23 protein-coding genes are annotated in these 24,377 nt (G+C 60.7%); 3 read left to right on the top strand and 20 right to left on the bottom strand.

The genetic code is table 11. From position 1 onward, the window contains the following. Positions 1-66 precede the first annotated feature (66 nt). The 6 genes from AC1RBR_RS08665 to AC1RBR_RS08690 form a co-directional block, all read right to left on the bottom strand. Positions 67-720, bottom strand: a complete 654-nt coding sequence (locus AC1RBR_RS08665; protein ID WP_095140008.1) for an HAD family hydrolase — start codon at positions 718-720, stop codon at positions 67-69. Between the two features lie 34 nt (positions 721-754). Further along, a complete protein-coding gene (locus AC1RBR_RS08670; RefSeq protein WP_401068698.1) occupies positions 755-1,744 on the bottom strand; it encodes an ABC transporter ATP-binding protein in 990 nt (329 codons plus the stop codon). Next, positions 1,741-2,541 (bottom strand): ABC transporter permease, encoded by an 801-nt coding sequence (locus AC1RBR_RS08675; RefSeq protein WP_007965346.1) that lies wholly within the window; start codon positions 2,539-2,541, stop codon positions 1,741-1,743. The genes AC1RBR_RS08670 and AC1RBR_RS08675 overlap by 4 nt, the downstream gene beginning before the upstream one ends. Then, positions 2,528-3,364, bottom strand: a complete 837-nt coding sequence (locus AC1RBR_RS08680; RefSeq protein WP_164747927.1) for an ABC transporter permease — start codon at positions 3,362-3,364, stop codon at positions 2,528-2,530. Before AC1RBR_RS08680 ends, AC1RBR_RS08675 begins: the two co-directional genes overlap by 14 nt. A gap of 5 nt (positions 3,365-3,369) precedes the next feature. Then, a complete protein-coding gene (locus AC1RBR_RS08685; protein WP_492563860.1) occupies positions 3,370-4,176 on the bottom strand; it encodes an alkaline phosphatase family protein in 807 nt (268 codons plus the stop codon). A gap of 180 nt (positions 4,177-4,356) precedes the next feature. Next, on the bottom strand, positions 4,357-5,424 hold the full coding sequence (locus AC1RBR_RS08690; RefSeq protein ID WP_095140005.1) for an ABC transporter substrate-binding protein: 1,068 nt from the start codon (positions 5,422-5,424) through the stop codon (positions 4,357-4,359). Between the two features lie 352 nt (positions 5,425-5,776). Here AC1RBR_RS08690 and AC1RBR_RS08695 point away from each other — a divergent pair, with 352 nt between their 5' ends. After that, a complete protein-coding gene (locus tag AC1RBR_RS08695; RefSeq protein WP_095140004.1) occupies positions 5,777-6,490 on the top strand; it encodes a UTRA domain-containing protein in 714 nt (237 codons plus the stop codon). 586 nt (positions 6,491-7,076) lie between these two features. Here the strand turns inward: AC1RBR_RS08695 and AC1RBR_RS08700 are convergent. From AC1RBR_RS08700 to minC, 9 genes are all read right to left on the bottom strand, one after another. After that, on the bottom strand, positions 7,077-8,411 hold the full coding sequence (locus AC1RBR_RS08700) for an amidohydrolase (protein WP_492563862.1): 1,335 nt from the start codon (positions 8,409-8,411) through the stop codon (positions 7,077-7,079). Between the two features lie 66 nt (positions 8,412-8,477). Further along, complete coding sequence (locus tag AC1RBR_RS08705; protein WP_492563864.1) at positions 8,478-10,631, bottom strand: mechanosensitive ion channel domain-containing protein; 2,154 nt, start codon at positions 10,629-10,631, stop codon at positions 8,478-8,480. 77 nt (positions 10,632-10,708) lie between these two features. Next, positions 10,709-10,885 (bottom strand): hypothetical protein, encoded by a 177-nt coding sequence (locus AC1RBR_RS08710; RefSeq protein WP_007965354.1) that lies wholly within the window; start codon positions 10,883-10,885, stop codon positions 10,709-10,711. Between the two features lie 195 nt (positions 10,886-11,080). Continuing rightward, positions 11,081-12,370 (bottom strand): M18 family aminopeptidase, encoded by a 1,290-nt coding sequence (locus AC1RBR_RS08715; RefSeq protein ID WP_047598982.1) that lies wholly within the window; start codon positions 12,368-12,370, stop codon positions 11,081-11,083. 173 nt (positions 12,371-12,543) lie between these two features. Continuing rightward, a complete protein-coding gene (locus AC1RBR_RS08720) occupies positions 12,544-13,641 on the bottom strand; it encodes a hypothetical protein (protein ID WP_492563866.1) in 1,098 nt (365 codons plus the stop codon). 51 nt (positions 13,642-13,692) lie between these two features. Further along, positions 13,693-14,328, bottom strand: a complete 636-nt coding sequence (locus AC1RBR_RS08725; protein ID WP_492563867.1) for an RluA family pseudouridine synthase — start codon at positions 14,326-14,328, stop codon at positions 13,693-13,695. A 91-nt stretch (positions 14,329-14,419) separates the two neighbouring features. After that, entirely contained in the window at positions 14,420-14,674 is a 255-nt protein-coding gene (minE, locus tag AC1RBR_RS08730) for a cell division topological specificity factor MinE (RefSeq protein WP_003223146.1), read from the bottom strand. Further along, entirely contained in the window at positions 14,674-15,486 is an 813-nt protein-coding gene (gene minD / locus AC1RBR_RS08735; RefSeq protein WP_007913953.1) for a septum site-determining protein MinD, read from the bottom strand. The genes minE and minD overlap by 1 nt, the downstream gene beginning before the upstream one ends. A gap of 169 nt (positions 15,487-15,655) precedes the next feature. Beyond that, positions 15,656-16,393 carry a septum site-determining protein MinC gene (gene minC / locus AC1RBR_RS08740; RefSeq protein WP_095139999.1) on the bottom strand — a complete coding sequence of 246 codons (738 nt, stop codon included), beginning with the start codon at positions 16,391-16,393 and terminating at the stop codon, positions 15,656-15,658. Between the two features lie 117 nt (positions 16,394-16,510). On the opposite strand from minC, the gene AC1RBR_RS08745 reads away from it, so the two are divergent. Beyond that, the gene (locus AC1RBR_RS08745; protein ID WP_123586153.1) at positions 16,511-17,446 is read left to right on the top strand and encodes a lipid A biosynthesis lauroyl acyltransferase; all 936 of its coding nucleotides are present in this window, start codon (positions 16,511-16,513) and stop codon (positions 17,444-17,446) included. A 35-nt stretch (positions 17,447-17,481) separates the two neighbouring features. Next, positions 17,482-18,654 (top strand): patatin-like phospholipase family protein, encoded by a 1,173-nt coding sequence (locus tag AC1RBR_RS08750; protein ID WP_492563873.1) that lies wholly within the window; start codon positions 17,482-17,484, stop codon positions 18,652-18,654. 123 nt (positions 18,655-18,777) lie between these two features. Here AC1RBR_RS08750 and AC1RBR_RS08755 read toward each other — a convergent pair whose 3' ends face one another. From AC1RBR_RS08755 to AC1RBR_RS08775, 5 genes are all read right to left on the bottom strand, one after another. Continuing rightward, on the bottom strand, positions 18,778-19,563 hold the full coding sequence (locus tag AC1RBR_RS08755; protein WP_095139997.1) for an outer membrane protein OmpK: 786 nt from the start codon (positions 19,561-19,563) through the stop codon (positions 18,778-18,780). 374 nt (positions 19,564-19,937) lie between these two features. Beyond that, positions 19,938-20,723 (bottom strand): outer membrane protein OmpK, encoded by a 786-nt coding sequence (locus tag AC1RBR_RS08760; protein ID WP_166495541.1) that lies wholly within the window; start codon positions 20,721-20,723, stop codon positions 19,938-19,940. A 158-nt stretch (positions 20,724-20,881) separates the two neighbouring features. Next, complete coding sequence (locus AC1RBR_RS08765; protein WP_202371150.1) at positions 20,882-22,240, bottom strand: nucleobase:cation symporter-2 family protein; 1,359 nt, start codon at positions 22,238-22,240, stop codon at positions 20,882-20,884. 237 nt (positions 22,241-22,477) lie between these two features. Further along, positions 22,478-23,791 (bottom strand): urate hydroxylase PuuD, encoded by a 1,314-nt coding sequence (locus AC1RBR_RS08770; RefSeq protein ID WP_492563876.1) that lies wholly within the window; start codon positions 23,789-23,791, stop codon positions 22,478-22,480. Positions 23,792-23,842: 51 nt separating this feature from the next. Beyond that, a complete protein-coding gene (locus AC1RBR_RS08775; protein WP_041068829.1) occupies positions 23,843-24,346 on the bottom strand; it encodes an ureidoglycolate lyase in 504 nt (167 codons plus the stop codon). Positions 24,347-24,377 lie beyond the last annotated feature (31 nt).

Consider the following 24,377-nt stretch of genomic DNA (forward strand, 5'->3'; position numbering starts at 1 on the left):
CGATGTTTAGCCGGATTTTTCGGCAAGCTCCTTGCCACAGTCAATAATCCATATTTGGATCTTTGGTTATTTCCAGAGATGGATCGGCCAGCCTGCTTTTTCGGCATGCTCCAGCAGCACCGGATCCGGATTCACCACATGCGGGAAATCCACCTTCAGCAGCAACGGCAAATCATTGCGTGAGTCGGAGTAGAAACTCGCGCCTTCCAGATTCTCTTCCTCGGCGTCCAGCCATTCCAGCAGGCGAGTGATCTTGCCTTCGCGGTAGGTCAGCGTGCCGACGGTCTGGCCAGTGTAAACACCGTGCGCGACTTCCAGTTCGATGCCGAGAATTTCGTCGATGCCCAGGCGCTCGGCGATCGGTTTGACCAGGTGCGTGCCGGAAGCCGAGATCACCAGGATCCGGTCGCCGGCCTTGCGGTGAGCGGCGATGGTTTTGGTGGCGTCGCTGAAGATGATCGGTTCGATAAAGTCTTCCACCCACGGGCCGACCAGGTGTTCGACTTCTTCCGGGGTACGGCCGATCATCGGTTCAAGGCTGAACGCCATGAAATCTTCCATGCGCAATTTGCCATGGCTGTAGGCGTCCATCAGCTCGTTGTTCTTGCGCATGAACGACTCGGGATCGACCCAGCCCAGGCGCCCCATCTGCTCGCTCCAGAGGGTGGCGCAGTCGCCGTGGATCAGGGTTTCGTCCAGATCAAAAATTGCCAGGGCCATCAGTGCAGTTCTCTCTTCAACGTCAGCAAAATCATCAGGCTACCTCACACAGGGCCGTCGGATCGATGGAAAGCGCCAGACGCTGACCGTCGGGATGCAGATCCGCCGCCGAGCGGTTGAGCACGTCCACCACCAGTTCCACGCCACGCGCCTCGACTCGATAGCGGATCACGTTACCGAGCAGGCTGTGGCTGCGGATCTGCGCATCGAGTTCGCCATTGAGGCTCAGTTCGATGGCTTCCGGACGAATCGCGATGCGGTGGTTGATCGGCCGTTGCAGCAGCTTCGAGGCGCTGTCCGCGTCGAGCAGGTTGTAGTTGCCGATGAAGCCGGCGGCGAACACATCGACCGGCGCGGTGTAGAGGGTTTCGGCATCGCCGCTCTGCACGATTTTCCCTTGGTTCATCAGGAAAATCCGGTCGGACATGGTCAGCGCTTCTTCCTGATCGTGGGTGACGAAAATCGTGGTCAGGCCGAGTTCGCGCTGGATCTGCCGGATCTGTTCACGCAGGTGTTTGCGGATACGCGCATCCAGCGCCGACAGCGGTTCATCCAGCAGTAACAGGCGTGGACGGGTCACCAGCGAGCGGGCCAGGGCCACGCGCTGGCACTGGCCGCCGGAGAGCTGATGCGGATATCGGCTGGCGAAGTCGTTGAGTTCAACCAGTTTCAGCACCTCGGCGACACGTTTGTGGCTGTCGTCGGCATTGACCTTTTGCATGCGCAGGCCGAAGGCAACGTTCTGTTCGACGGTCATGTTGGGGAACAGCGCGTAGCTCTGGAACACCATGCCGATCCCGCGTTTCTGCGGACTCAGCGGCACGATGTCGACGCCATCAAGGAGGATCTTGCCGCCATCCACCGGCGTCAGTCCGGCGATGCAGCGCAGCAGGGTGGACTTGCCGCAACCCGACGGGCCGAGCAGGGTGACGAATTCGCCCTTGTTGATTTCGCAGTTGATGTCGCTGAACACGGTGGTGCCCGCGTAGTTTTTCTGCAGGTGTTGGACGCTGACATAGCTCATTCGCTTTTGTCCTTGTTCAAGATGTTGGCGATCCAGGTCAGGACCAGCACGAAAAAGAAGTACGAGATCACCAGCGCACTGGTGAAGTGGCCGCTGCTGTTGCGCATGTTGTTCAGGTACACCTGCAGGGTTTCGTAGCGCGTGCCAACGAGGATGTTGGCGAACACGAACTCACCGAACAGGAACGAGAACGACAGCAGCAACGCGACCATCAGGCCCTTGCGCAGGTTCGGCAGCACCACCAGAAATGCCGCCTGAAAGGTGCTGGCGCCGAGCAGTTGCGCAGCGTCCATCAGGTCGCGCAGGTTGATCGCCTGCAGGTTGTTGGTGATCGCCCGGTACATGAACGGCAGCGCCACGGTGAAGTAGCAACCGATCAGAATCCACGGTGTGCCGACCATCGCCAGCGGCCCGGAACCGTACAGTTGCAACAGACCCACCGACGACACCACCGGCGGCACCGCGAAGGGCAGCAGGATCAGGATGTTCATCAGCGCATCGAGTTTCGGGAAGTGGTAATGCACCACGAACAGCAGGGGCAGGATCAGCACCACTGACAGCACCAGCGCACCGACGCACACCAGCAGCGACTGGCCGAAGGCGTGCAGGAAGCGCGGATCGCTCCACAACTGGAGGTACCACTTGAAGGTGAAACCGCTGGGCAGGATGGTCGCCGACCAACTGCTGGCAATCGAGTAGATCAGCGTGCCCACCAGCGGCAGCAGCAGAATCGCGAACAGCAGATAAACCACGACGCGGTGGTAGACGCCGGCCGGGCCGGATTCAGCGCGAGACATGGTAGCTCCTCTTCAACAGCAGTTGATGCACGACGGTGACGATAGTCATCAACGCCACCAGCACCACGGCCAGGGCGCTGGCCAGATTCGGATCAAGGGAAATGTCCCCGGAAACCATTGCCGCGATGCGGATCGGCAGCACGTTGAAGTTGCCGGTGGTCAAGGCGTACACCGTGGCATAGGCGCCGAGGGCGTTGGCCAGCAGGATCACGAAAGTGCCGAGCAGGGCCGGGGTCAGCACCGGCAGACCGATGTGGCGCCAGAACTGCCAGCCGTTGGCGCCGAGCAGCGCGGCGGATTCGCGCCAGTCTTCACGCAGGGCGTCGAAGGCCGGGTAGAGCAGCAGCACGCCGAGGGGAATCTGGAAGTAGGTGTAGAGGATGATCAGGCCGGTTTTCGAGTACAGGTTGAAGTCCTGAATGATCCCGGCCTGCTTGAGCATGATCGTGATGCTGCCGTTGAAGCCGAGCAGGATGATGAACGCGAAGGCCAGCGGCACGCCGGCAAAGTTGCTGGTCATGTTGGCGAAGGCATTCACGAAGTTGCGCAGTTTCGAGTCGACCCGGCGCAGTGAATACGCACCGAGCACGGCGATGATGATGCCAAATACGCTCGACCAGAAACTGATCTCCAGGCTGTACTGAATCGCCTGCAGATAGAACTTCGAATTGAAGATCTTGCTGAAGTTGGCGAAGCCCCAGCCGAATTCTTCCGACTGCAGGCTATTGATCATCACCCAGACCAGCGGGGCGATTTCGAACACGATAAAGAACAGCGCGAACGGCACCAGACACAGGGCCGCCAGCCATTTGCCGCGAGTCATGGCATTCACTTGAGCAGCTCCCGGCACACAGGTTTGTCGTGAGGTACGCCGAGCAGTTCGCAGACCGTGCCGCAGATCTCGGTCTGCTTTGGCGCGGCGTCAGCATTCAGGCTGAAGGCGTCGCCGAGGACGAACAGCGGCACCTGGCGTTCTTCCGGCAGCAGGCCGTTGTGCGAGCGGTCGTTGTTCATGCCGTGATCGGCAGTCACTAGCACTTGATAATCTGCGTCGAGCCAGCCTTGCAGGTAGTCGGCGAGGATGATGTCTGCCGAGCGTGCGCTGTTGCGGTATTGCGCGGAGTCGAGGCCATGCTTGTGCCCGGCGTCGTCGATGTTCATCGGGTGGATCAGCAGGAAATTCGGCGCATGGCGCAGGCGCAGGTGTTCCGCGTCGGCGAACAGGTGCGAATCCGGGTAGTGATCGTTCCAGTAGAAATGCCCGTGCTGGATCGGTAGCGCTGGATCGTCGGTATGACGGTCGCGGGCCGGTACGAACGGTGAGCGGTTGTACAGCTCGCTGACCCAGTGATAAGCCGCTGCGGCGGTTTTCAGGCCGGCGTCGCGGGCGTACTGATAGATGCTGCGCTGATTGGACAGGCGCGCAACGTTGTTGTGGACGATGCCGCTGTCGATCGGCGGCACGCCGGTAAGGATGCATTCGTAAAGCGGTCGGGACAGGGCCGGCAACTCGCACTCCAACTGATAGAGCGCGGCGCGTCCTGCGCCAACGTAAGCCTGCAGATGCCCCATGGCGTGACGCGCGACCTCATGGCTGAGGCCGTCGAGCACGACAAGGATGACGTTGTGCTTCATAGGGGCAAAAACTCCGCGAAAACAGGAAATGTCAGATTCAACCTTGATCCCCTGTGGGAGCGGGCTTGCTCGCGAAGGCGCAGTGTCAGTCGATAGATTCTTGACTGATCCACCGCATTCGCGAGCAAGCCCGCTCCCACATTTGGATCTCCAATGGATCCCGAATCGGGATCTACAGGATTACTTCATCTCGACGATGACTTCTTCGTTCCACTTCTGCGGCAGGGCCTTGGAGGTTTTTTCCCAGGCATCGGCGTCCTTGATCGGCGTGACCTTTTTGTACTGCTCGTTCGGCAGCAGCTTGGCCTTCACGTCTTCCGGCAGTTGCAGGTGTTCGGCACGGATCGGACGAGCGTTACCGCGTGCGAGGTTGGTCTGGCCGGCATCGCTGAAGATGTATTCGCGGGTCAGCTTGGCGGCATTCGGGTTTTTCGCGTATTTGTTGATGATCGTGGTGTAGCCGGAAATCACCGAGCCGTCGGACGGGATCAGCACCACGTAGTCATCCGGGTTGGCCATCTTGGCCTTGTAGCTCAGGCCGTTGAAGTCCCAGACCACGCCGACTTCGATCTCGCCTTTTTCCATGGTGGCGATGGTCGGGTTGGCCATCGACAGGCGACCCTGCCTGGCGATGTCTGCAAACAGCAGCAGGGCCGGCTGGATGTTCTTCTCGTCGCCACCGTTGGCCAGGGCAGCGGCCAGTACGCCGTTGGCGGCTTGCGCGGCGGTGCTCACGTCACCAATGGAAACCTTGTACTTGCCGCCCTTGAGGTCAGCCCATTTGGTTGGTACTTCGGAGCCGTGCAGCAGCTTCTTGTTGACGATGAAGGCGATGGTGCCGGTGTAGGCCAGTGCCCAGTTGCCGTCCTTGTCCTTGGCCCAGTCCGGGACTTGATCCCAGGTGCTTGGCTTGTACGGCTGTACCACGCCTTGTTTGACCGCGATCGGGCCGAAGGCCGCGCCGACGTCGCCGATGTCGGCAGTGGCGTTGTCTTTTTCGGCGGCAAACTTGGCGATTTCCTGGGCCGAGCTCATGTCGGTGTCGATGTGTTTCAGGCCGTAGGTTTTGGCCAGGTCTTCCCAGGTGCCTTTCCAGTTGGCCCAGTCATCGGGCATGCCGACGCTGTTGACGGCGCCTTCCGCTTTCGCAGCGGCTTCGAGGGTTTTCAGGTCGGTACCCGCCGCCATGGCGCCGGTGCACATTGCAATGGTCGAGCCTAACAGTGTTGCCAGGAAAAGCTGTTTCATTCCGAAGCTCCTTGGTCGTGTTCAACGCTGCGATTGCGGTTTGTGTTGGTCTAGGTCAGCAATACCTGAGCCAATTTAAGGGGGCTGGATGACACTTTGATGTCGGTGCTCGCCCGGCAGGCCTTTTATTGGCCCGGTTTCGGCGCTTGCCGGGTAAGCGTAGACCAAGGTCAAAGCCCCGACTGGCAAGGGACTTGGCCGATGTATTGCAAGTCGTGAGGACGACCGTCGGGCGGGTTTGTCATCTCTCGGTCATCTGCACTGCCTAGGCTTGCAACACATGGAAACGGCTTGCAGGCCGTGCGATTTTTGCCCCGAAACAGTGCTGGTCTAGTCCAGATAGGTAACGTTGATGCGCGATGAGGCAACAAAAGCGGTGACAGCGATTGGTCAGGTGCTGCAGGAGCAACTTGATCACGGTCTGCTCGCGCCCGGGAGCAAGTTGCCGGCCGAGCGCAAGCTCAGTGAGTTGTTCGGTACTACGCGCATTACGGTGCGTGAGGCCTTGTTGCAGCTGGAGGCGCAGGGGCAGATCTATCGCGAGGAGCGCCGTGGCTGGTTCGTTTCACCGCCGCGTCTGGCGTACAACCTGATGCAGCGCAGTCACTTTCACGCGATGGTCAGTGCGCAGGGGCGGGTGCCGTCGACCGAGGTGATTTCGGCGCGCCTGCAGCCGGCTTCGGCGGCGGTGTGTGCGTGGTTGCAGTTACCGGCGTTGTCGAGCGTGATTCAGATTTGTCGGTCGCGGCGGATTGATGGGCGGCTCGTTCTGTATGTGGAGCATTATCTGAATCCGCAGTATTTTCCGGGGATTCTGGGGTTTGATTTGAATCAGTCGATGACCGAGCTTTATGCGCGGCATTACGATTTGCACTATGGGCGGGTGCGGTTCGAGATTGTGCCGACGTCGTTGGCGGTGGATGCGGCGGCGGCTTTGCGGGTTTCTGTCGGGAGCCCGGGATTAAAAATTGCTCGGGTTAATTATGATCAGCATGAGCGGTTGATTGATTGTGATCTTGAGTTTTGGCGGCATGATGCGATTCACGTTGGTGTAGATGTTGTTTGAGCTTTTGGCCTTGGCGGCCTCTGGGCCGACCAGGCTGTTGGGTTCTGTGTGAATATCCGTTTCTTCGGGTGCTGCCGCTGACGGTTTCGCTCTTACAGCGAGTCACTTTGGCAAACGCCCCAAAGTAACCAAAGGTCTTGGCCCCGGCGTACGGCCCTCGCTTAGGCTCGGGTACCTTCGTTACGGGGTTCATCCGGGGGCATCGCCTCCGGTTTGCTTCGCTGCACCTCCTCTCGATGTGTTTGGCTGCGCCAAACGGTCGCTGCGCTCCCACCCCCGGATAAACCCCTCCACTCAGCCTGCCGAAGGGGCCGGCACGGCAAGATCAAGAGCTGCAGCCGAGCTTGCGCTCATCCTGTTGAGTGGTGAAAAGCGTGCGGTCGGCTTTGCTTTTCTGTAGGAGTGAGCCTGCTCGCGATGGCGGCCTGACAGCCGACCAATCTCCCACTGCCTGCACCCAATCCCAGTGTGGGAGCTGGCCCGCCAGCGATAGCGGCCTGAAAGCCGACCAATCTCCCACTGAATACACCCAATCCACTGTGGGAGCGGGCTTGCTCGCGAAGGCGGCCCCACAATCACCCCATTTCTATCTGGCCACCTCAGCATTTCCATACAAATAATCCGTCGCCAACGACGCCATCGTCCTCACCCCAACCACCAGCGCCGACTCGTCCACAAAGAACCCCGGATTGTGATTCGGCGCGGCCTTGCTCATGTCCTGATCCCGTGGTGTCACCCCGAGGAACACAAACAGCCCCGGGACTTCCTTGGCGAAGAACGAGAAGTCTTCCGCACCGCCCACCAGCGGTGCGTTGACCACGTCATCCTTGGCTGCCCACTTCAACGTCGGCAGCATTTTTTCCGTCAGTGCCGGGTTGTTGATGGTCGGGTCGTATTTTTCGATGATGGTCACGTCGGCTTTCGCGCCGCCGCTTTCGGCGATTTTTTCGATGGTCTGGCGCACATCGGCGTGAAGTTTCTGGCGGATGCCGTAGTCGTAGGAGCGGATGGTGCCGCTCATGTCGACGGATTCGGGAATGATGTTGTAGCGGGTGCCGCCGTTGATGGTGCCGATGCTGACCACCGACGGGTAGGACGAAATGTCGGTGCGGCGGCTGACCACGGTTTGCAGGCCGACGATGGTTTGTGCACCGACGGTGATCGGGTCGATGCCGTCCCATGGGCGGCCGGCGTGGGTTTGTTTGCCGAGGATTTTGATGCGCAGGTCGTCGGAGCTGGCCAGGGTGGCGCCTGGGCGGTAGGCGATCTGGCCGGCGGGGACGCCGGCCCAGACGTGGAGGCCGAAGACGGCGTCGGGTTTGGGTGATTTCATCACGCCTTCCTGCACCATCATTTTCGCGCCCCAGGTGTTTTTGCCATCGGGGATGAAGTCGCTCGGGCCTTCTTCGGCGGGCTGGAAGTAGAACACCACGGTGCCGGGCAGGGTGTCGCGCATGCCCGTGAGAATTTTCGCCGTGCTCAGCAGGATCGCGGTGTGGGCGTCGTGGCCGCAGGCGTGCATCACGTCGACTTCTTTGTCGAGGTAGGTGCCTTTGGCTTTCGAAGCGAAGGGCAGGTCGGCGACTTCCTTGACCGGCAGCGCGTCCATGTCGGCGCGCAAGGCGACGGTCGGGCCGGGCAGGGCGCCTTTGAGGATGGCGACCACGCCGGTGCGAGCGACGTTGGTTTTGACTTCCAGGCCCAGCGCCTTGAGCTGCCTGGCGACCAGTTCTGACGTGCGTTTTTCGCTGTTGCCCAGTTCCGGGTGGGCGTGGATGTCGCGGCGGGTTTCCAGCAGTTCCGGTTCAAGTGCCTTGGCTTGCGTGGCGATCTGTTCGCGGGTGCTGTCCAGGGTGGCGGCGCTGGCGGTGCCGGCCAGCAGGGTAAGCAGAACGGTCTGGGCGATACGTGTCAGCTGCATCGGGTGTCTCCATGGTTTTTGTTTTTCTGGCTTCCCTGCCTGTGACCCGAGTGTCTGCGCGAAGTGCTATTCCTTCGGCTGGCCACCGCCGGCAGTGATGACCTGCACGCTCATGCGCGGCGTCGCCAGATCGAGGCCGGCTTCGTCCAGATGGCGCTTGAGCGACAGGTTGAACGCTCGGGAAACTTCCCATTGTTTGATCGGCGCAGTCTTGAACCGGGCGCGCAGAATCGCGCTGCCGGACTCGAAACTTTCCACGCCCTGAATCTCCAGTGGCGACCAGATGTTCCGGCGTTGCAGCGGGTCGGTGCGCATTTTCTGGCCGACGTCGCGCATCAGTTTGATCGCGTCGTCGATTTCCATGTTGTACGGCACCGCCACGCGGAAGATCGCGTAGCCGAATTCCCGGGAGTAGTTCTTGATGCTTTTGATTTCGCTGAACGGGATGGTGTGGACGATGCCGTCGATGTCACGCAGGCGCACGGTGCGGATGGTCAGGCCTTCGACGGTGCCGAGGTGGCCGCCGACGTCGACGTAGTCATCAATGGCCAGCGAGTCTTCGATGATGATGAACAGGCCGGTGATCAGGTCCGCCACCAGCGACTGTGCACCGAAACCGATGGCCAGACCGATCACACCGGCACCGGCCAGCAGTGGCGTGACGTTCATGCCCATGTTCGCCAGGGCGACGATCAGCGCGATGATGAAAATCGCCACGAACAGCACGTTGCGGATTAGCGGCATCATCGTTTGTGCGCGGGCATTCGCCAGGCCTTTGCGCGAGCGGGTGAGGGCGTGGTGCACGGCGGTGTCGGCGAGGATCCAGATCAGCCAGGAGAAAATCAGCGTACCGATCAGGCTGAACAGTTTGACGCTGACGTCATGCCCTTCGCCCTCGGCAAACCCGATCAGCGACTTGCCCCATACGCGCAGGCCGAGTTCGATGAAGATCAGCCACACCAGCAGGTGGGCGAGGGTGTAGAAGAAGCTTTTCAGACGCTCCGAATACAGCGCATGACGCTTCGGCCCGCGTTGCGGTTTGAGTGAATGACGGCGCACGAGGCCGTTGATCACCATGCACATCACCAGCAGCACCGTGCAGATCAGTGACTGGCGCAGGGCGGTGCTGGTATCGCCGGCGGAGACGAAGGTGGCGAACAGCGAGATCCCGACCAGCACCAGCGCCGGCACGTACCAGAAGGTGCCGAGGATATCGATGGTGTCGCTGAGGGCGCGGCGGGTCAGGCGGCGGGACAACGGCTGGTTGCGGATCAGGTGCGCGATCGGCCGGCGGAAACGCAGAATGAACAGCCCGGTGAACAGCGCCGCGAGCACGTTGGTGATGGTCGCGGTGGTGTGCGCCAGGTGCACGCCGAGGCCTTCGACCAGGCGCGGGTCGCTCAGCGCTTCACCGAATGCGGCGAAGCTGCCGATCAGCCACAACGGACGGAAGGCCTGATGTCGCAGGATGTACAGCGCCCGGTGCCGGTGCGGGCCGTCGAGCAGCGAGAAGGCAATCACGCAAATCGCCGAGAAACAGGTGCCGACCACCAGTGCATAAGCCAGCACCATCGCCAGGCTCTTGCCCAATGACGACGGCAGCGCGTAGCTCATGTAAACGGTGATGACCAACGCAATCAGCCACGGCCCGAGCTTGCGCAGGGCGAAACGCAGCATGTCGAGGGCCTTGGGATGCTGCGGCAGTTCTTCGGTCAGGCCGAAGCGCATGCGCACCCGGTGACCGAGCCAGATCAGCGCGGCGGCGAGCAGGCTCCAGACCATCAGGATCACCGCGAAGCCGAAGATGATCGGCAGCCATTCGCTGGCCGGCAGCATCAGGTTATCGAGTTCGTCTTTGGCCAGATCGAACTCGTCGGACCAGCGGGTCAGCGGGCTGTCGTCACCGGAGAACTGTTTCTCGAAACTGGCCAGCGTACCGCCGATCAGCCCCAGCACACCTTCTTCCGGTGAAGCCTGGGCTTTCTTGGTGGCGTCGCGCAGCTTTTTCAGATCGCTCAGCAATTGCGCGCGTTGCTTGTCGTTTTCCAGCGACTTGATGACTTCATCCAGCGACTGGCCCAGTGGCTCTTGTGCCTCCGGCTGCGTCTTGGTGGTGTTGAGCAGGCCCGGCAACCCGACCGCCTGGGCAGGGGCCAGCGGCAGCAGCGTCATCAGGCAGACAAGGAACAGACAGGGCAGAGCAAACAGACGAGCGAACACTAGGCGGTCAACCTCGCAAAGGGGCGAATTGAGCGAGTGTACGAGGCAGCCAGAATCAATGCGAGCCGGGCGCGGATTTATTCGTTGAGTTTGGCGAGGATCTTGTAGACCACAGTCGCCAGGATCATCAGCATGCCGACCCACATGGCAAACACACCGGCGTTCTTGTCGCGGAAGTTGAAACCGATTGCCAGCAGGATCATCCCCGACAGGATGGGAATGAGCATGGCGTGGAAGGAGGACATCGAAATCATGGTGACTGCCTTGTCGAAGGGGATGATTTAAGTCTAGGTCGCTTTCTGCAGCGAGGAGTGATGTGTATCAGGAATGATTCGGTTCTACGATGAATCTTTGTTGTCTGCACGGGCGCTTTCGCGAGCAAGCCCGCTCCCACAGGTTGAAACGCATTCCAATGTGGGAGCGGGCTTGCTCGCGAAGCTTTTCAGCTTTTAAGGCAATTCACGGGAGGCGTAGAACGCGCTCAGCACTTTGACCAGGTGCGCCAGATCGTGGCTGCCGCACAGTTCGCGGATCGAGTGCATGGCGAAGGTCGGCAGGCCGATATCGACGGTGCGCACGCCCAGGTGACTGGCGGTGATCGGGCCGATGGTCGAGCCGCAACCCATGTCGCTGCGCACCACGAAGCTCTGCACCGGCACTTCTTCGGCCATGCACAGGTGGCGGAAGAACCCGGCGGTTTCGCTGTTGGTGGCGTAACGCTGGTTGCTGTTGACCTTGATCACCGGGCCGGCATTGAGTTTCGGGCCGTGATTGGCGTCGTGCTTCTCGGCGTAGTTCGGGTGCACGCCGTGGGCGTTGTCAGCCGAGACCAGCAGCGATTTCTGGATGGTGCGGACGAACTCGTCACCTTCCGGCAGCAGGCGGCGCAGGGTCTGTTCGAGCATCGGGCCGTCGGCACCGCACGCCGAGCAGGAGCCGACTTCTTCGTGGTCATTGCACACCAGCACACAGGTTTCTTCGGTGTCGGCGGTGAGCAGGGCTTGCAGGCCGGCGTAGCAGGACAACAGGTTGTCCAAGCGCGCACCAGCGATGAAGTCGCCATGCAGGCCGATGACCGCCGCGCTCTGGGTGTCGTAGAAGCTCAGCTCGTAATCCAGCACCACGTCGGCGTTCAGACCGTGTTCGCGGGCCAATTGATCGGTCAGTACAGCGCGGAAGTCGACGCGCTCGTCACCGGCAAACTGCGCGAGGATCGGTGGCAGCTCGGTCTGCGCGTTGATCGCCCAGCCCTGATTGGCTTCACGGTTCAGGTGAATCGCCAGGTTGGGAATGATCGCGATCGGCGCCTTGAAGTCGATCAGCTGGCTTTCGACCTTGCCATCACGGCGGAAAGTGACGCGGCCGGCCAGCGACAGGTCGCGGTCGAACCATGGCGCCAGCAGCGCGCCGCCGTAGACTTCAACGCCCAGTTGCCAGAAGCCCTGACGTTGCAGTTCCGGTTGCGGCTTGACCCGCAGACACGGGCTGTCGGTGTGGGCGCCGACCAGACGGATCCCGTCGTGCAGTGGCGAGTTGCGGCCCATTTTGATCGCGACGATCGAGGAGTCGTTGCGGGTGACGTAGTAGCGGCCGTTGGCCTCGGTGGTCCACGGCTCGCGCTCGTCGAGGCGCACGTAACCGGCGGCCTCCAGACGCTGAACAAGGCTGGCGGTGGCGTGGAACGGGGTAGGGGAGGCCTTGAGGAAGTCGATCAGGCCTTGGTTCAACTCTTCGCGCATAAGAAGCTCCAGACAGCAATGGGCGCGAGTTTAACGCATCGGCCTGGGAATTGAATCCGGACAGGATCGGGGTGGGAGCGGGCCTGCTCGCGAAAGCGGTGGGTCAGATGCAGATTTTTTGGATGACACACCGCTTTCGCGAGCAAGCCCGCTCCCACAGGGGATGGTGTGGATCAGCGGGCGGCTACGCGTTTTTTCAAGTAGTTCATGATGACTTTTTCATCTTCCGGTTTATCCGGACGCGGCAGCTGTTGCGGCCAGGATTTCTGGCTCAGCAGTTTTTTCTGCCGGCTTTCGTCCCAACGCAGAATTTCCCGCGAGGCGCATTCCCACCATTCGTGTCGGCAAACGCTGTAGTACGGATCTTCCGGCGCGGCGCTGCCGTACAGCAGGTCACGACCGACCTTGCGCAGGGCACCTTTCTGGTGGCGCAGCTTCCACTTGATTTTCAATCGGCGCCAGGCCGACGGGAACGGTTTGACCCGCGGCACGTCGCTGCACAGATCCACCAGGCGCTGACTGAACTGCTCACCGTGCTGGGAGAAGAAGTACGTCTGCATCGCGTGGAAGAAACGTTTTTCCGCGAAGTAGTGGTAGACGTGTTTGCGCGCTTCCACCACCTGACGCTCGCGCATGGCGTACGACAGGGCGATCTGCTCGATGGTGTGGATTTCGAAACCGCCGAGTGTCCATTCATCGATCAGGCGGATCGACTCTTCGAACAGCGCCGAGTCCTTGTCGGTGACGCCGCACAAACCGCTGTTGTAGAGCTTGAAACCGTTATCCGGCGTCACGCCCTGGTTGCGCAGGTCGCGACCGAGTTTTTGATAGTCGGCGCGCTGGTGCACATCTTTCCAGTCGTACTCGAAGCGATCCATCACCGAACGGTTCGGCTCGATGAATTTGAACAGTTGGCTCGGGTGGCGGCTGAACAGGGTGTCGGTGTCGACGAACAGGGTCTTCTCCGCCCACTGCATACCGGCGGCGATGGCGCAGGCCTTGCGGCGGTGGTGATAGCCGTGGGTGCCTTGCCAGCGGGTCAGGGTCGCGTCGTCCAGCAACACCGTGTCGACCGGCCAGCCCGCATAGTCGTCGGGGCGATCGGTAAGAATACGGATCGCCGGTCGCTCGCCGTTTTTAGCCTGGGAAAGCACGGTCAGGATGCTGAACTTGACTTCGCGCCGGTACACCTCCTGATTGCCGTAAACCAGGTAAAGCAGTTGATGCCGAACTTTCGTGAGGGGGGTTACCAGGGAATCCATACAACTCATCCGAAAACAGAAACCTTGTCCAAATAAACCGCGCTGCCCATCAGGCAGCGCTTAAAACGGTGCCTGACATTCGAAGCGCAAACGCTCGCCGGTTTGCGGGTGGGTGAAGCTCAACATGCTCGCGTGCAGGCACAGACGCGGCCAGGCCGCCAAGGCCTGCTCATGGGCGTACAGCCCGTCGCCCAGCAGCGGGTGACCGATGGACAGCATGTGCACACGCAACTGGTGCGAGCGCCCGGTGATCGGCGTCAGTTCGACGCGGCACCAGTCGCCACAACGCTCCAGTACGCGCCAGAAGGTCAGTGCATGTTTGCCGAATTCATGGTCGACCACGTGCCGCGGTTTGGTCGGCGGATCGTAGCGCAGCGGCAGGTCGATGCTGCCGCTGTCCAGTTCCGGCTGACCCCAGCAGAGCGCAGTGTAGGCTTTCTCTGTTTCACGATCGTGAAACTGCCGCGACAGTTCGCGGTGGGTGTCAGCGTCGCGGGCCAGCAGAATGATGCCGGAGGTTTCCCAGTCCAGGCGATGGACGATGCGCGCTTCCGGGTAGCCGTTTTCCTGCAGACGGGTGATCAGGCAGTCCTTGTTGTCGTCGGCGCGACCGGGCACCGAGAGCAGCAACGTCGGTTTGTCGACCACCAGCACGGCGGCGTCCTGATGGATGATGCGGATGTTGGACAACGGCATTAAAACAGCCTCGTAACAAATGCCAACGGCGGCTCAGGGCCATTCCGCGATGGGAATGGCCCTGAGCCGCCGTCGTTCCTGCCGGATCGACTCAGCGATCGGGCAGGGTGATGTTGAGTTCCAGAATCGAGCAACTGCCCTGGCTTTCCAGTGCAACATGTACGTCGTCGTTGCCGATGTTGACGTACTTGCGGATCACATCGACCAGTTCCTTCTGCAAGGCTGGCAGGTAATCCGGCGTGCTGCGCTGGCCGCGCTCATGCGCCACGATGATCTGTAGACGCTCTTTCGCTACCGAGGCGGTACTTGGCTTTTTGTTGGCACGAAAGAAGTCAAAAAGGTTCATTACCTACCTCCAAACAGGCGCTCGAAGAATCCCTTCTTCTCGACATCGAGGAAACGGTGGGCTTTTTCTTTGCCCAGCAAACGGTCGACGGTATCGCTGTACGCCTGACCGGCATCGCTCTGGTCGTCAAGAATCACCGGTACACCCTGGTTGGATGCCTTGAGCACCGCCTGGGACTCCGGGATCACGCCAAGCAGCGTTACCGAGAGGATTTCCTTGACGTCTTCAACGCCAAGCATTTCGCCCTTTTCAACACGCTCTGGATGGTAGCGAGTGATCAGCAGGTGTTCCTTGATCGGGTCTTCGCCACGTTCGGCGCGGCGCGATTTGCTCGCCAGCAGGCCGAGCATGCGGTCCGAATCTCGTACCGAGGACACTTCCGGGTTGGTCACGACGATCGCTTCGTCGGCGAAGTACATGGCCAGGTGCGCGCCTTTTTCGATGCCCGCCGGGGAGTCGCAGACGACGAACTCGAATTGTTCCTTGAGCTCCATCAGGACTTTTTCCACGCCTTCGACAGTCAGCGCGTCTTTGTCGCGGGTCTGGCTGGCGGCCAGCACGTAGAGGTTTTCCAGGCGCTTGTCTTTGATCAGGGCCTGCTGCAGGTTGGCTTCGCCGTTGACCACGTTGACGAAGTCATACACCACGCGGCGCTCGCAACCCATGATCAGGTCGAGGTTACGCAGGCCCACGTCGAAGTCGACGATCACTGTTTTGTGGCCGCGCAGAGCGAGGCCGGTACCGATAGCGGCGCTGGTGGTGGTCTTACCCACACCACCCTTGCCGGATGTAACCACGAGAATCTTGGCCAAGGTGTTTCACCCCTAAGGAAGAAGGACTTTTTAGCCCCTGAAAAACATCTCTTGAAAACTACTGCAGTCGGACAGCCTTGGCTGGAATTCGGCGTTGAGCCTTTTTCCTACTTCGTTTGAGCCGTTTTCGCTACGTTTTAGAGATGCTTGGAAAATGCGGCAGTATCCGTTAAAGCCGAATGATGTTCAACACGTCGGCCGACAGGCTGACCTGGACGCCGGAGCCCCACAGTGGATCGCGGCGCAAATCTTCGGAAACCTTGTAATGCCCGGCGATGGAGATCAGTTCAGCGCTCAATTGCTGACAGAAAATCCGGGCCTTGGTGTCGCCTTTGACGCCGGCCAGTGCGCGACCGCGCATCGGGCCGTATACATGGATGTTGCCATCGGCCAGAAGTTCCGCCCCCGGACTGACCGAGGAAACCACCACCAGATCGCCACCCTGGGCATATATCTGTTGGCCGCCACGTACTGGCGTGGTGATGACGCGGGTCGGTTTGACCGTCGGCTCCGGCGGCTTTTCCGGCTTCTTTTTGATTTCCGGTTCCGGCGTTTCCAGCGGTCGCTCACGGGCGCCGGACGGCGGCAGCACCGGGATGTCGATGGCGATGGCGGCGGCGATGTCTTCGATACGGCTGGCGCGGATCGCCAGGGTGCGCAGGCCATGCTGGCGGCAAACGCGCATCAGGCCGGGCAGATCGACCGCGCCTTCGCCGGGCGGCAGTTTGTCCAGCGCCAGGACCAACGGTGCATTGCTGAAGAAATTCGGCGCCTGGGCGACTTTGGCGGCCAGTTGCCGATCAAGGCTGTCGAGGTCGTTGCGGGACAGTTCCAGCACCGTAATGGCCAGCATGCTGCCCTTCAACTGGAACACGGGATCTCGGTCTGGCGATTCGTTTTGGCTCATATCGGCATACAACGGCTTGTCACTAAAAGTGCCGAGACTTATAACGAGAACGCCCGCGAGCCGCAAGCCGGGTCGAACGATGTAGAATGCGCGGCCACTGAATTTACGGAAGCTTTAATGGATCGCCCGCGTTTTCGAAGAGCCTATCTTTCTCCCCGCTTCTGGCCGCTCTGGTGCGGTCTGGGGCTGTTGTGGCTGGTCGTGCAGTTGCCGTATGCGGTTTTACTGACGATCGGTCGTGTTTTGGGCGCATTGATGTATCGCGTGGCCGGCGACCGGCGGCGCATCGCCAAGCGCAATCTCGAGCTGTGCTTCCCGGAAAAATCCGCCGCCGAGCGTAAACGTCTGCTCAAGGAAAACTTCGCCTCCACCGGCATCGCGTTTTTTGAAATGGCGATGAGTTGGTGGTGGTCCCGTGAGCGTCTGGCCAAACTGGCCCACGTCGAAGGCCTGGAGCATCTGCAAAAGGCCCAGCGCGAAGGCAAGGGCGTAATCCTTATGGCCGCGCACTTCACCACCCTGGAAATCGGCGCCGCGTTGCTCGGCCAGCAGCACACCATCGATGGCATGTACCGCGAGCACAAAAACCCGTTATTCGACTTCGTCCAGCGTCGGGGCCGCGAGCGGCACAACCTCGATTCGCTGGCGGTGGAGCGTGACGACGTGCGCGGCATGCTCAAGCTGCTGCGTTCGGGCCGGGCGATCTGGTACGCACCGGATCAGGACTACGGCGCCAAGCAAAGCATCTTCGTGCCGCTGTTCGGCATTCAGGCGGCGACCGTGACCGCGACCACCAAGTTTGCCCGTCTGGGCAAGGCGCTGGTGGTGCCGTTTACTCAGGAGCGTCTGGCCGACGGCAGCGGTTACCGGTTGGTGATCCATCCTCCGCTGGAAGACTTCCCGGGTGAAACCGAAGAGGCCGACTGCCTCCGCATCAACCAGTGGGTGGAAAGTGCGCTGCGCGCCTGCCCTGAGCAATACTTGTGGGCGCACCGCCGCTTCAAGAGCCGTCCACCGGGCGAGCCGAAGCTTTACCCGAAACGGCGCGGCTGATTCACTCACCCTTTCAAGCACCATGGAGCGTTGCGATGAGCCCAGCGGAACCGGTCACAGGTTTGATTCTTTCCGGCGGCGGGGCTCGGGCGGCGTATCAGGTGGGGGTGCTGGCGGCGATTGCCGAATTGCTGCCGCTGGGCGCGGACAATCCGTTTCCGGTGATCGTCGGCACCTCGGCCGGGGCGATCAATGCGGTCAGCCTGGCCAGCGGCGCCACCGATTTTCGCGCCGCCATCGAACGCCTCACGTTGTTCTGGCAGGGCTTTCGCAGCCATCGGGTGTTGCGCAGTGACTGGCCGGGGGTGATCCGTCAGGCCAGCCGCTTTGTCAGTCACAGCCTGCTCGGCATCGGTCGGCAACTGCCGGTGGCGCTGCTCAACAGTTCGCCGCTGCGCGACCTGCTCAATGAAAAACTGCACATGCCCGGTATCGCCGAATCCATCGCGCGCAAGCAATTGCATGCGGTGGCGGTGACCGCGTTCGGCTACGAATCGGGCCAGGCGGTGACCTTCTATCAGGGCGGCGGCACGATCGATGCGTGGTTGCGCCATCGGCGGATCGGCGTGCCGGCGCAATTGTCGGTGGATCACCTGCTCGCCAGTTCGGCGATCCCGTTGCTGTTTGCCCCGGTGAAAATCGGTGAGGAATATTTCGGCGACGGTGCGGTACGCCAGTCGGCGCCGATCAGCCCGGCGCTGCACCTGGGTGCGAGTCGGGTGCTGGTGGTGGGCGTCAGCGGCAACCCGCGCGGGTTTGATCCGCAGCAGCCGCTGGAGCGCGCCTACACCGGTCAGCAACCAACGCTGGCGCAGATCGGCGGGCACATGCTCAACAGCACGTTCATTGACAGCCTGGAGAGCGACATCGAGTTGCTGCAGCGTCTGAACCAGTTCAGTCGACTGATGCCCGAGGGCGTGCCGACTCGTGAGTTGGGTGTGGCGCCGGTGGAGGTGCTGGTGATTGCGCCGAGTCAGCCGATCGACGAGATCGCGGCGCGGCATCGCCAGGAGTTGCCGGCGGCGTTGCGTCTGTTCTTGCGCGGTTCGGGTGCGACCAAGACCAGTGGGGCAGGGGTGCTGAGTTATCTGCTGTTCGAGGCGGGGTATTGCAGCGAATTGATCGATCTGGGACGGCGCGATGCGTTGGCCAAGCGTGAGGAGTTGTGCCGGTTTTTGGGGATCACCGAAGCGCTCGTTCCGGCCTGATATTTGTGCTGAAGCCATTCGCGAGCAAGCCCGCTCCCACATTGGTTTTGTGACCGACACAGAACCAATGTGGGAGCGGGCTTGCTCGCGAAGGCGCCCTTGCAGACGCCACTGATACCAGGATCAGAAGTGGAACTTCACCAGGAAGCTTGTGGTGCTCTGATTGGTCTTGAACGCACCGGTGTCGTCGATCCCGTACTTGTCTTTCCAGTAATCGTATTCAACACCGACATACAACTGCTTCTCGCCAAAACTCAGCGCCTTGCCCAAGTCGTATTTGATCTGCGGGTTGAAGTGCAGGTTGGCGTGGTATTCGCCCTTTTTGTTGGTGTCGTTGTCGGTGACCCAGTCCATGAAACCGTCGATCAGGATGTCCGACTTGCCGACCGGGATGGTGTAGGACCAGACCGGAGTGATCTGCCAGACGTTGTCACCGGCGCGCGAGCCTTCGGTGTGGCGCTGGTAGAAGTTCAACTGGAAGTAGTCGAAGCCCGGAATCGCGAGGTCGAAGCCTGGGCCGATCAGGTACGACTCGGTGTCACCTTCGCCGAACTCGTAAGTCATCGCCAACAGCACGTCTTTGATCGGGCCGAATTCGATCTTCTGGTCGAGCACTTTGCCCAGCGAGATGCGCGGGCTGAACTCACCGTAGTAGGTGTTCGGGCCGTTGCTGAAGTCCTTGCCACCGTTGTAGAAGATCTTGTCGAGGAAGAAGAAGTTATCCCCGTACTTCCACGCATCGGCGTGCTCGAAGGTGACGGTCTGCTGAATGCGCGGATTGACCTGGAAGTCCTTGCCATACAGGTAGGTCAGGCTGTTGTTCTGCCATTGCAGCAGGCCCTCGGCCATGGCCTGGCCGCCGGCCAGCATCGATCCCGCGAGCATCAGGCTGGTGCACATACGTTTCATTCGGTTGCTCCCAAAGTAGGTGTTCCACGTTTATTTTTTTTAAGATCGGCGCTCTGGTGTGGCGCCTTTTTTCGTCGCTGCAAAAGTCATCCGATCGGTCAGCTTCGCTGGTGATAGCAAGAGCTGGGCCAACGCTTTCGAAAAGCAAAAAAACACCCGTTCGGCTGCTGAAAAACAGTCGATTGCGCGTGTTTTCGGGATGCCTCGGTACTGACCGGGGCCGGGATAAGTTGGCTCGTCGGTCAGGAATTAAATTCGGGCTTTTTTTTAGACCGAATTCAAGAGGCCGCGGAGAATACTGACTCCTCGGCCAGCTCTCAAGTGCCCCGCAACAGAGCACCGACGACAGGTATGGGGCACGGTTGCGGGCCATCTCAGAAGTGCACCTTCACCAGCAGGCTGGCGGTGTTCTGATTGGTGTCGAAGTTGTGGCTGCTTTCGACGCCATATTTGTTCTTCCAGTAGCTGTATTCGGTGCCGACGTACAACTGCTTGTGGCTCCAGCCGAGGGCTTTGCCGAGGTCGTATTTGATCTGCGGATTGATGTGCAGGTTGGCGTGGTAGGTGCCGCGCGAGTTCTGGTCGTTGTCGACGACCCAGTCCAGATAGCCGTCGATCAGCAGATCGGAATTGCCCAGCGGCACGCTGTACGACCAGCCCGGGGTGATCTGCCAGACGCCGTCGCCAGGGCGCGGTCCTTCGGTCTGGCGGCGGAAGATGTTCAGGGTCACGTAGTTGAAGCCGGGTACTTTCAGATCGAAGCCGGGGCCGATCAGGTAGGCCTCGCTGTCGCCTTCGCCGTACTCGTAGGTCATCGCCAGCAGCACGTCCTTGATCGGGCCAAACTCGATTTTCTGGTCGAAGATCTTGCCGAACGAGAAGCGCGGGGTGAATTCGCCGTAGAAGGTGTGCGGGCCTTTGTTGCGGTCTTCCTGGCCGTTGTAGAAGATCTTGTCGACGAACAGGAAGTTGTCGCCGTACTTCCATTTGTCGGCGTGTTCGAACGTCACCGTCTGCTGGATCGACGGGTTGATCGCGAAGTTCTTGCCGTACAGGTAGCTCAGGCTGTTGGTCTGCCACAGCAGTAAATCGCCGGCCATGGCCTGACTCGCGGCCAGCAGGCCGCCACTCAACAGAACGCTGGTTTGCGTGCGAATCATCTGTTGCTCCCTCTTGTTTTTATTGTTGAGGCAGGGTGTTGCATAGTCCCTGTGGGAGCGGGCTTGCTCGCGAAGGGGGCGTGTCAGTCGATACAAATGTTGAATGACATACCGCTTTCGCGAGCAAGCCCGCTCCCACAGGTTTTGTGGTGATTCCGTTAATGCTGATGCGCGTGGCAGTCGTTGATCGCTGCGCGTTCTTTGCCGCCGAGGATGTTGAACAGCAGGTTCAGGGTCAGTGCGCTGAGGGTGGCCATGGCGATGCCGCTGTGGGTGATCGGGCTCATCCACAGCGGTAGATGTGCGAAGAACTCCGGACGCACCACCGGGATCAGGCCCATGCCGATGCTCACCGCCACCAGCAACTGGTTGCGCCGGTCACCGATGTCGGCTTCTTGCAGGATCTTGATGCCGGTGGCCGCGACCATGCCGAACATCGCGATCGCCGCACCGCCCAACACCGCCGGTGGAATCGACGCCACCAGAAATGCCGCTTTCGGCAGCAGGCTCAGCACGATCAGCAAACCGCCGGCGACGATGGTCACCGAGCGGCAGCGCACGCCGGTCATCTGCACCAAGCCGATGTTCTGTGCGAATGAGGAGTGAGTGAAGGTGTTGAAGAAACCGGCGACGAACGAAGCGCCGGCATCGCACAGCAGACCGCGCCGCAGCATGCGCGGGCAGACTTCCTGACCGGTGATTTTGCCCAGCGCCAGAAACATCCCGGTGGACTCGACGAAGATGATCACCACCACCAGGCACATCGACAGGATTGGCGCCAGTTCGAATTTCGGCATGCCGAAGTGCAGCGGGGTGACGAACTGAACCCATGGCGCACTGGCCATGCCGCTCAGGTCGACCATGCCGATGGCGCCGCAGAGCACGTAGCCCAGGCACATGCCGATCAGCACGGAAATATTGACCCAGAACCCGCGCATGAAGCGGTGGATCAGCAGAATGGTCGCCAGCACCAGAGCGGCGATGGCCAGGTAAATCGGCGAGCCGAATTGCGCCGCGGCGGCACCGCCACCGGCCCAGTTCACGGCCACGGGGAACAGCGACAGACCGATCGAGGTGATGACCGTGCCGGTCACCAAAGGCGGGAAAAAACGTACAACCTTGGACATGAACGGCGCGATGAGCATGCCGAAGAAACCGGCAGCGATCGTTGCACCGAAGATCCCTTGCAGACCGATACCGGGCATGCCGGCCATGGCGACCATACTGCCGACAGCGGCAAAACTGGCGCCCATCATCACCGGCATGCGGATGCCCATCGGGCCGATACCCAGCGACTGAACGATGGTGGCGATACCGGCGACCAGCAGGTCGGCATTGATCAGGAAGGCAATTTCTTCACGACTCAGGCCAGCGGCCTGTCCGATGATCAACGGCACCGCGATGGCACCGCCGTACATCAGCAGAACATGTTGCAAACCGACCAGGATCAGTTGCAAAAGGGGCAAACGCTGAATGGCGGGTGCGTCGGGGATGCGCGCTTTGGACAGCTCGGACATGCAACACCTCGGATCTTTTTTATTCTTGTGATTGAACAGCTGCCGGGTGGCTCACAGCTGTCCTTTTGCATCATTGATATTTGTGGCTGCAGAGCTTGTTTGTGGCGAGGGAGCTTGCTCCCGCTGGACTGCGCAGCAGTCCCTGCTCTTCAGGCAAAGAGAGGGGCCGCTTCGCGACCCAGCGGGAGCAAGCTCCCTCGCCACAAAAGCCTGCTTTTACACAGGCTTTTGTCTGGCTCAGTTGGTCTGGGCTCCCTGGGCGATCCATGCACCGATCAGGTCACGTTCCTGCTGGGTCATCTGGGTGATGTTGCCCAGTGGCATGATCTGTGTGGTGATGGCTTGCGCCTGGATCCGCGCCGCGTTCTGGCGGATCTGCTCAGGGGTATCGAGCATCACCCCGGCCGGGGCGGCGCTGAACAGCGGGCTGGTCGGTTTCGCCGAGTGGCAGACCGCGCAGCGTTCCTGGATCACGTTATGCACCTTGTCGAACGCAGGACCGGCGTTGGACGCCTGAGCCGGAGCAGCGGCCGGTGCAGCAGGGGCGGCTGGTTGTGCAGCTTCAGCCGGTTTCGCGCCACCGCCCAGTGCCGTTTCCGGCAATGGCTGGTACTCGATTTTTGCTGGCGCCTTGGCCACGTCCGGTGCGGTCGGCATCGGCGCAGGGCCGGTGACGTACGCCAGGGTGATCATGCCCACCGCTGCCACCGGCAGGGTCCAGGCAAACTTGTGGCTGTCGTGACGGGTGTTGAAGTAGTGACGCACCAACACCGCCAACACCGCGATCCCGGCCAGGATCAACCAGTTGTACTGGCTGCCGTAAGTGCTCGGGAAGTGGTTGCTGATCATGATGAACAGCACCGGCAGGGTGAAGTAGTTGTTGTGACGCGAACGCAGCAAGCCTTTGGCTGGCAGCGCCGGATCGGGCGTGCGGTTCTCGGCAATCGCCGCGACCAGTGCGCGCTGCGCCGGCATGATGATGCGGAACACGTTGCCGACCATGATGGTGCCGATGATCGCGCCGACGTGCAGGTACGCACCCCGACCGCTGAACACCTTGCTGAAGCCATACGCCGCGCCGATGATCAGCACGAACAGGATGAAGCCGAGCAGGGCGGGTTTCTTGCCAAGGGCCGAATCGCAGAGGAAGTCGTAGATGAACCAGCCGGCGATCAGCGAACCGATGCCGATGGCCACGCCTTCAGGGCCGGTCAGGCCGCTGCCGGGTGCCACGAGGTAGAGCACGGGGTTGGAATAGAACACCACGCACAGCAGCGCGATCCCCGACATCCAGGTGAAGTAGGCTTCCCATTTGAACCAGTGCAGGTTCTCCGGCATCGACGGTGGGGCCAGTTTGTATTTTTCCAGGTGATAGATACCGCCGCCGTGGATCGCCCACAGATCACCGGCCAGACCGGTTTTCGGGTTGACGCGGTTGAGGTTGTTCTCCAGCCAGACGAAGTAGAACGACGCGCCGATCCAGGCCACGCCAGTGATCATGTGAACCCAGCGCACGCTCAGGTTCAGCCATTCCAACAGATGTGCTTCCACAGTCTTTACCTCTCGCCCGTCACTCTTGTTGTCGAGTGATCGGACCTTCTCTTATTGGTGGGGGGCGAGGATCAAACGCTCATCCTCTTTGAAAAAATGCTCATCGCAGTTATTGCCTGTGCCACTGCGATCAACCACCAGGAAGTCATCCCGCTTTTCGATCGTCAGCACCGGGTGGTGCCAGACGCCGCGATGGTAATTGATGCCCTGCCTGCCGTTGGTGACGAAGGCGCGGACCAAGCCTGATACAGGTACATCGCCAAGTGGCGCGACCACGATCAGAAAGGGGTTGCCGAGCAGCGGAATGAAAGCCTGGCTGCCCAGCGGATGGCGTTCCAGCATGCTCACGGTCAGCGGCATGTCCTGCGCGTCGGCGCGGAAGATGCTGATGATCGCGTTGTCCTCAGGCGTAGCGGTTTCGACCGTCGCCAGTTTGTGGAAGCGCATGGTCGAACCGTTGTTGATCATGAAGTGGTCGCTGCCGTCGGTTTCGATCACGTCACCGAAGGGGGCGAAGGCTTCTTTGGTCAGCGGTTCAATCTGTAGTGTGCGCATGCTGTTCTTCTTATCCGAATTCTGTGTTGAC

Source organism: Pseudomonas sp. GW823-FHT01D03 (assembly GCF_058798255.1).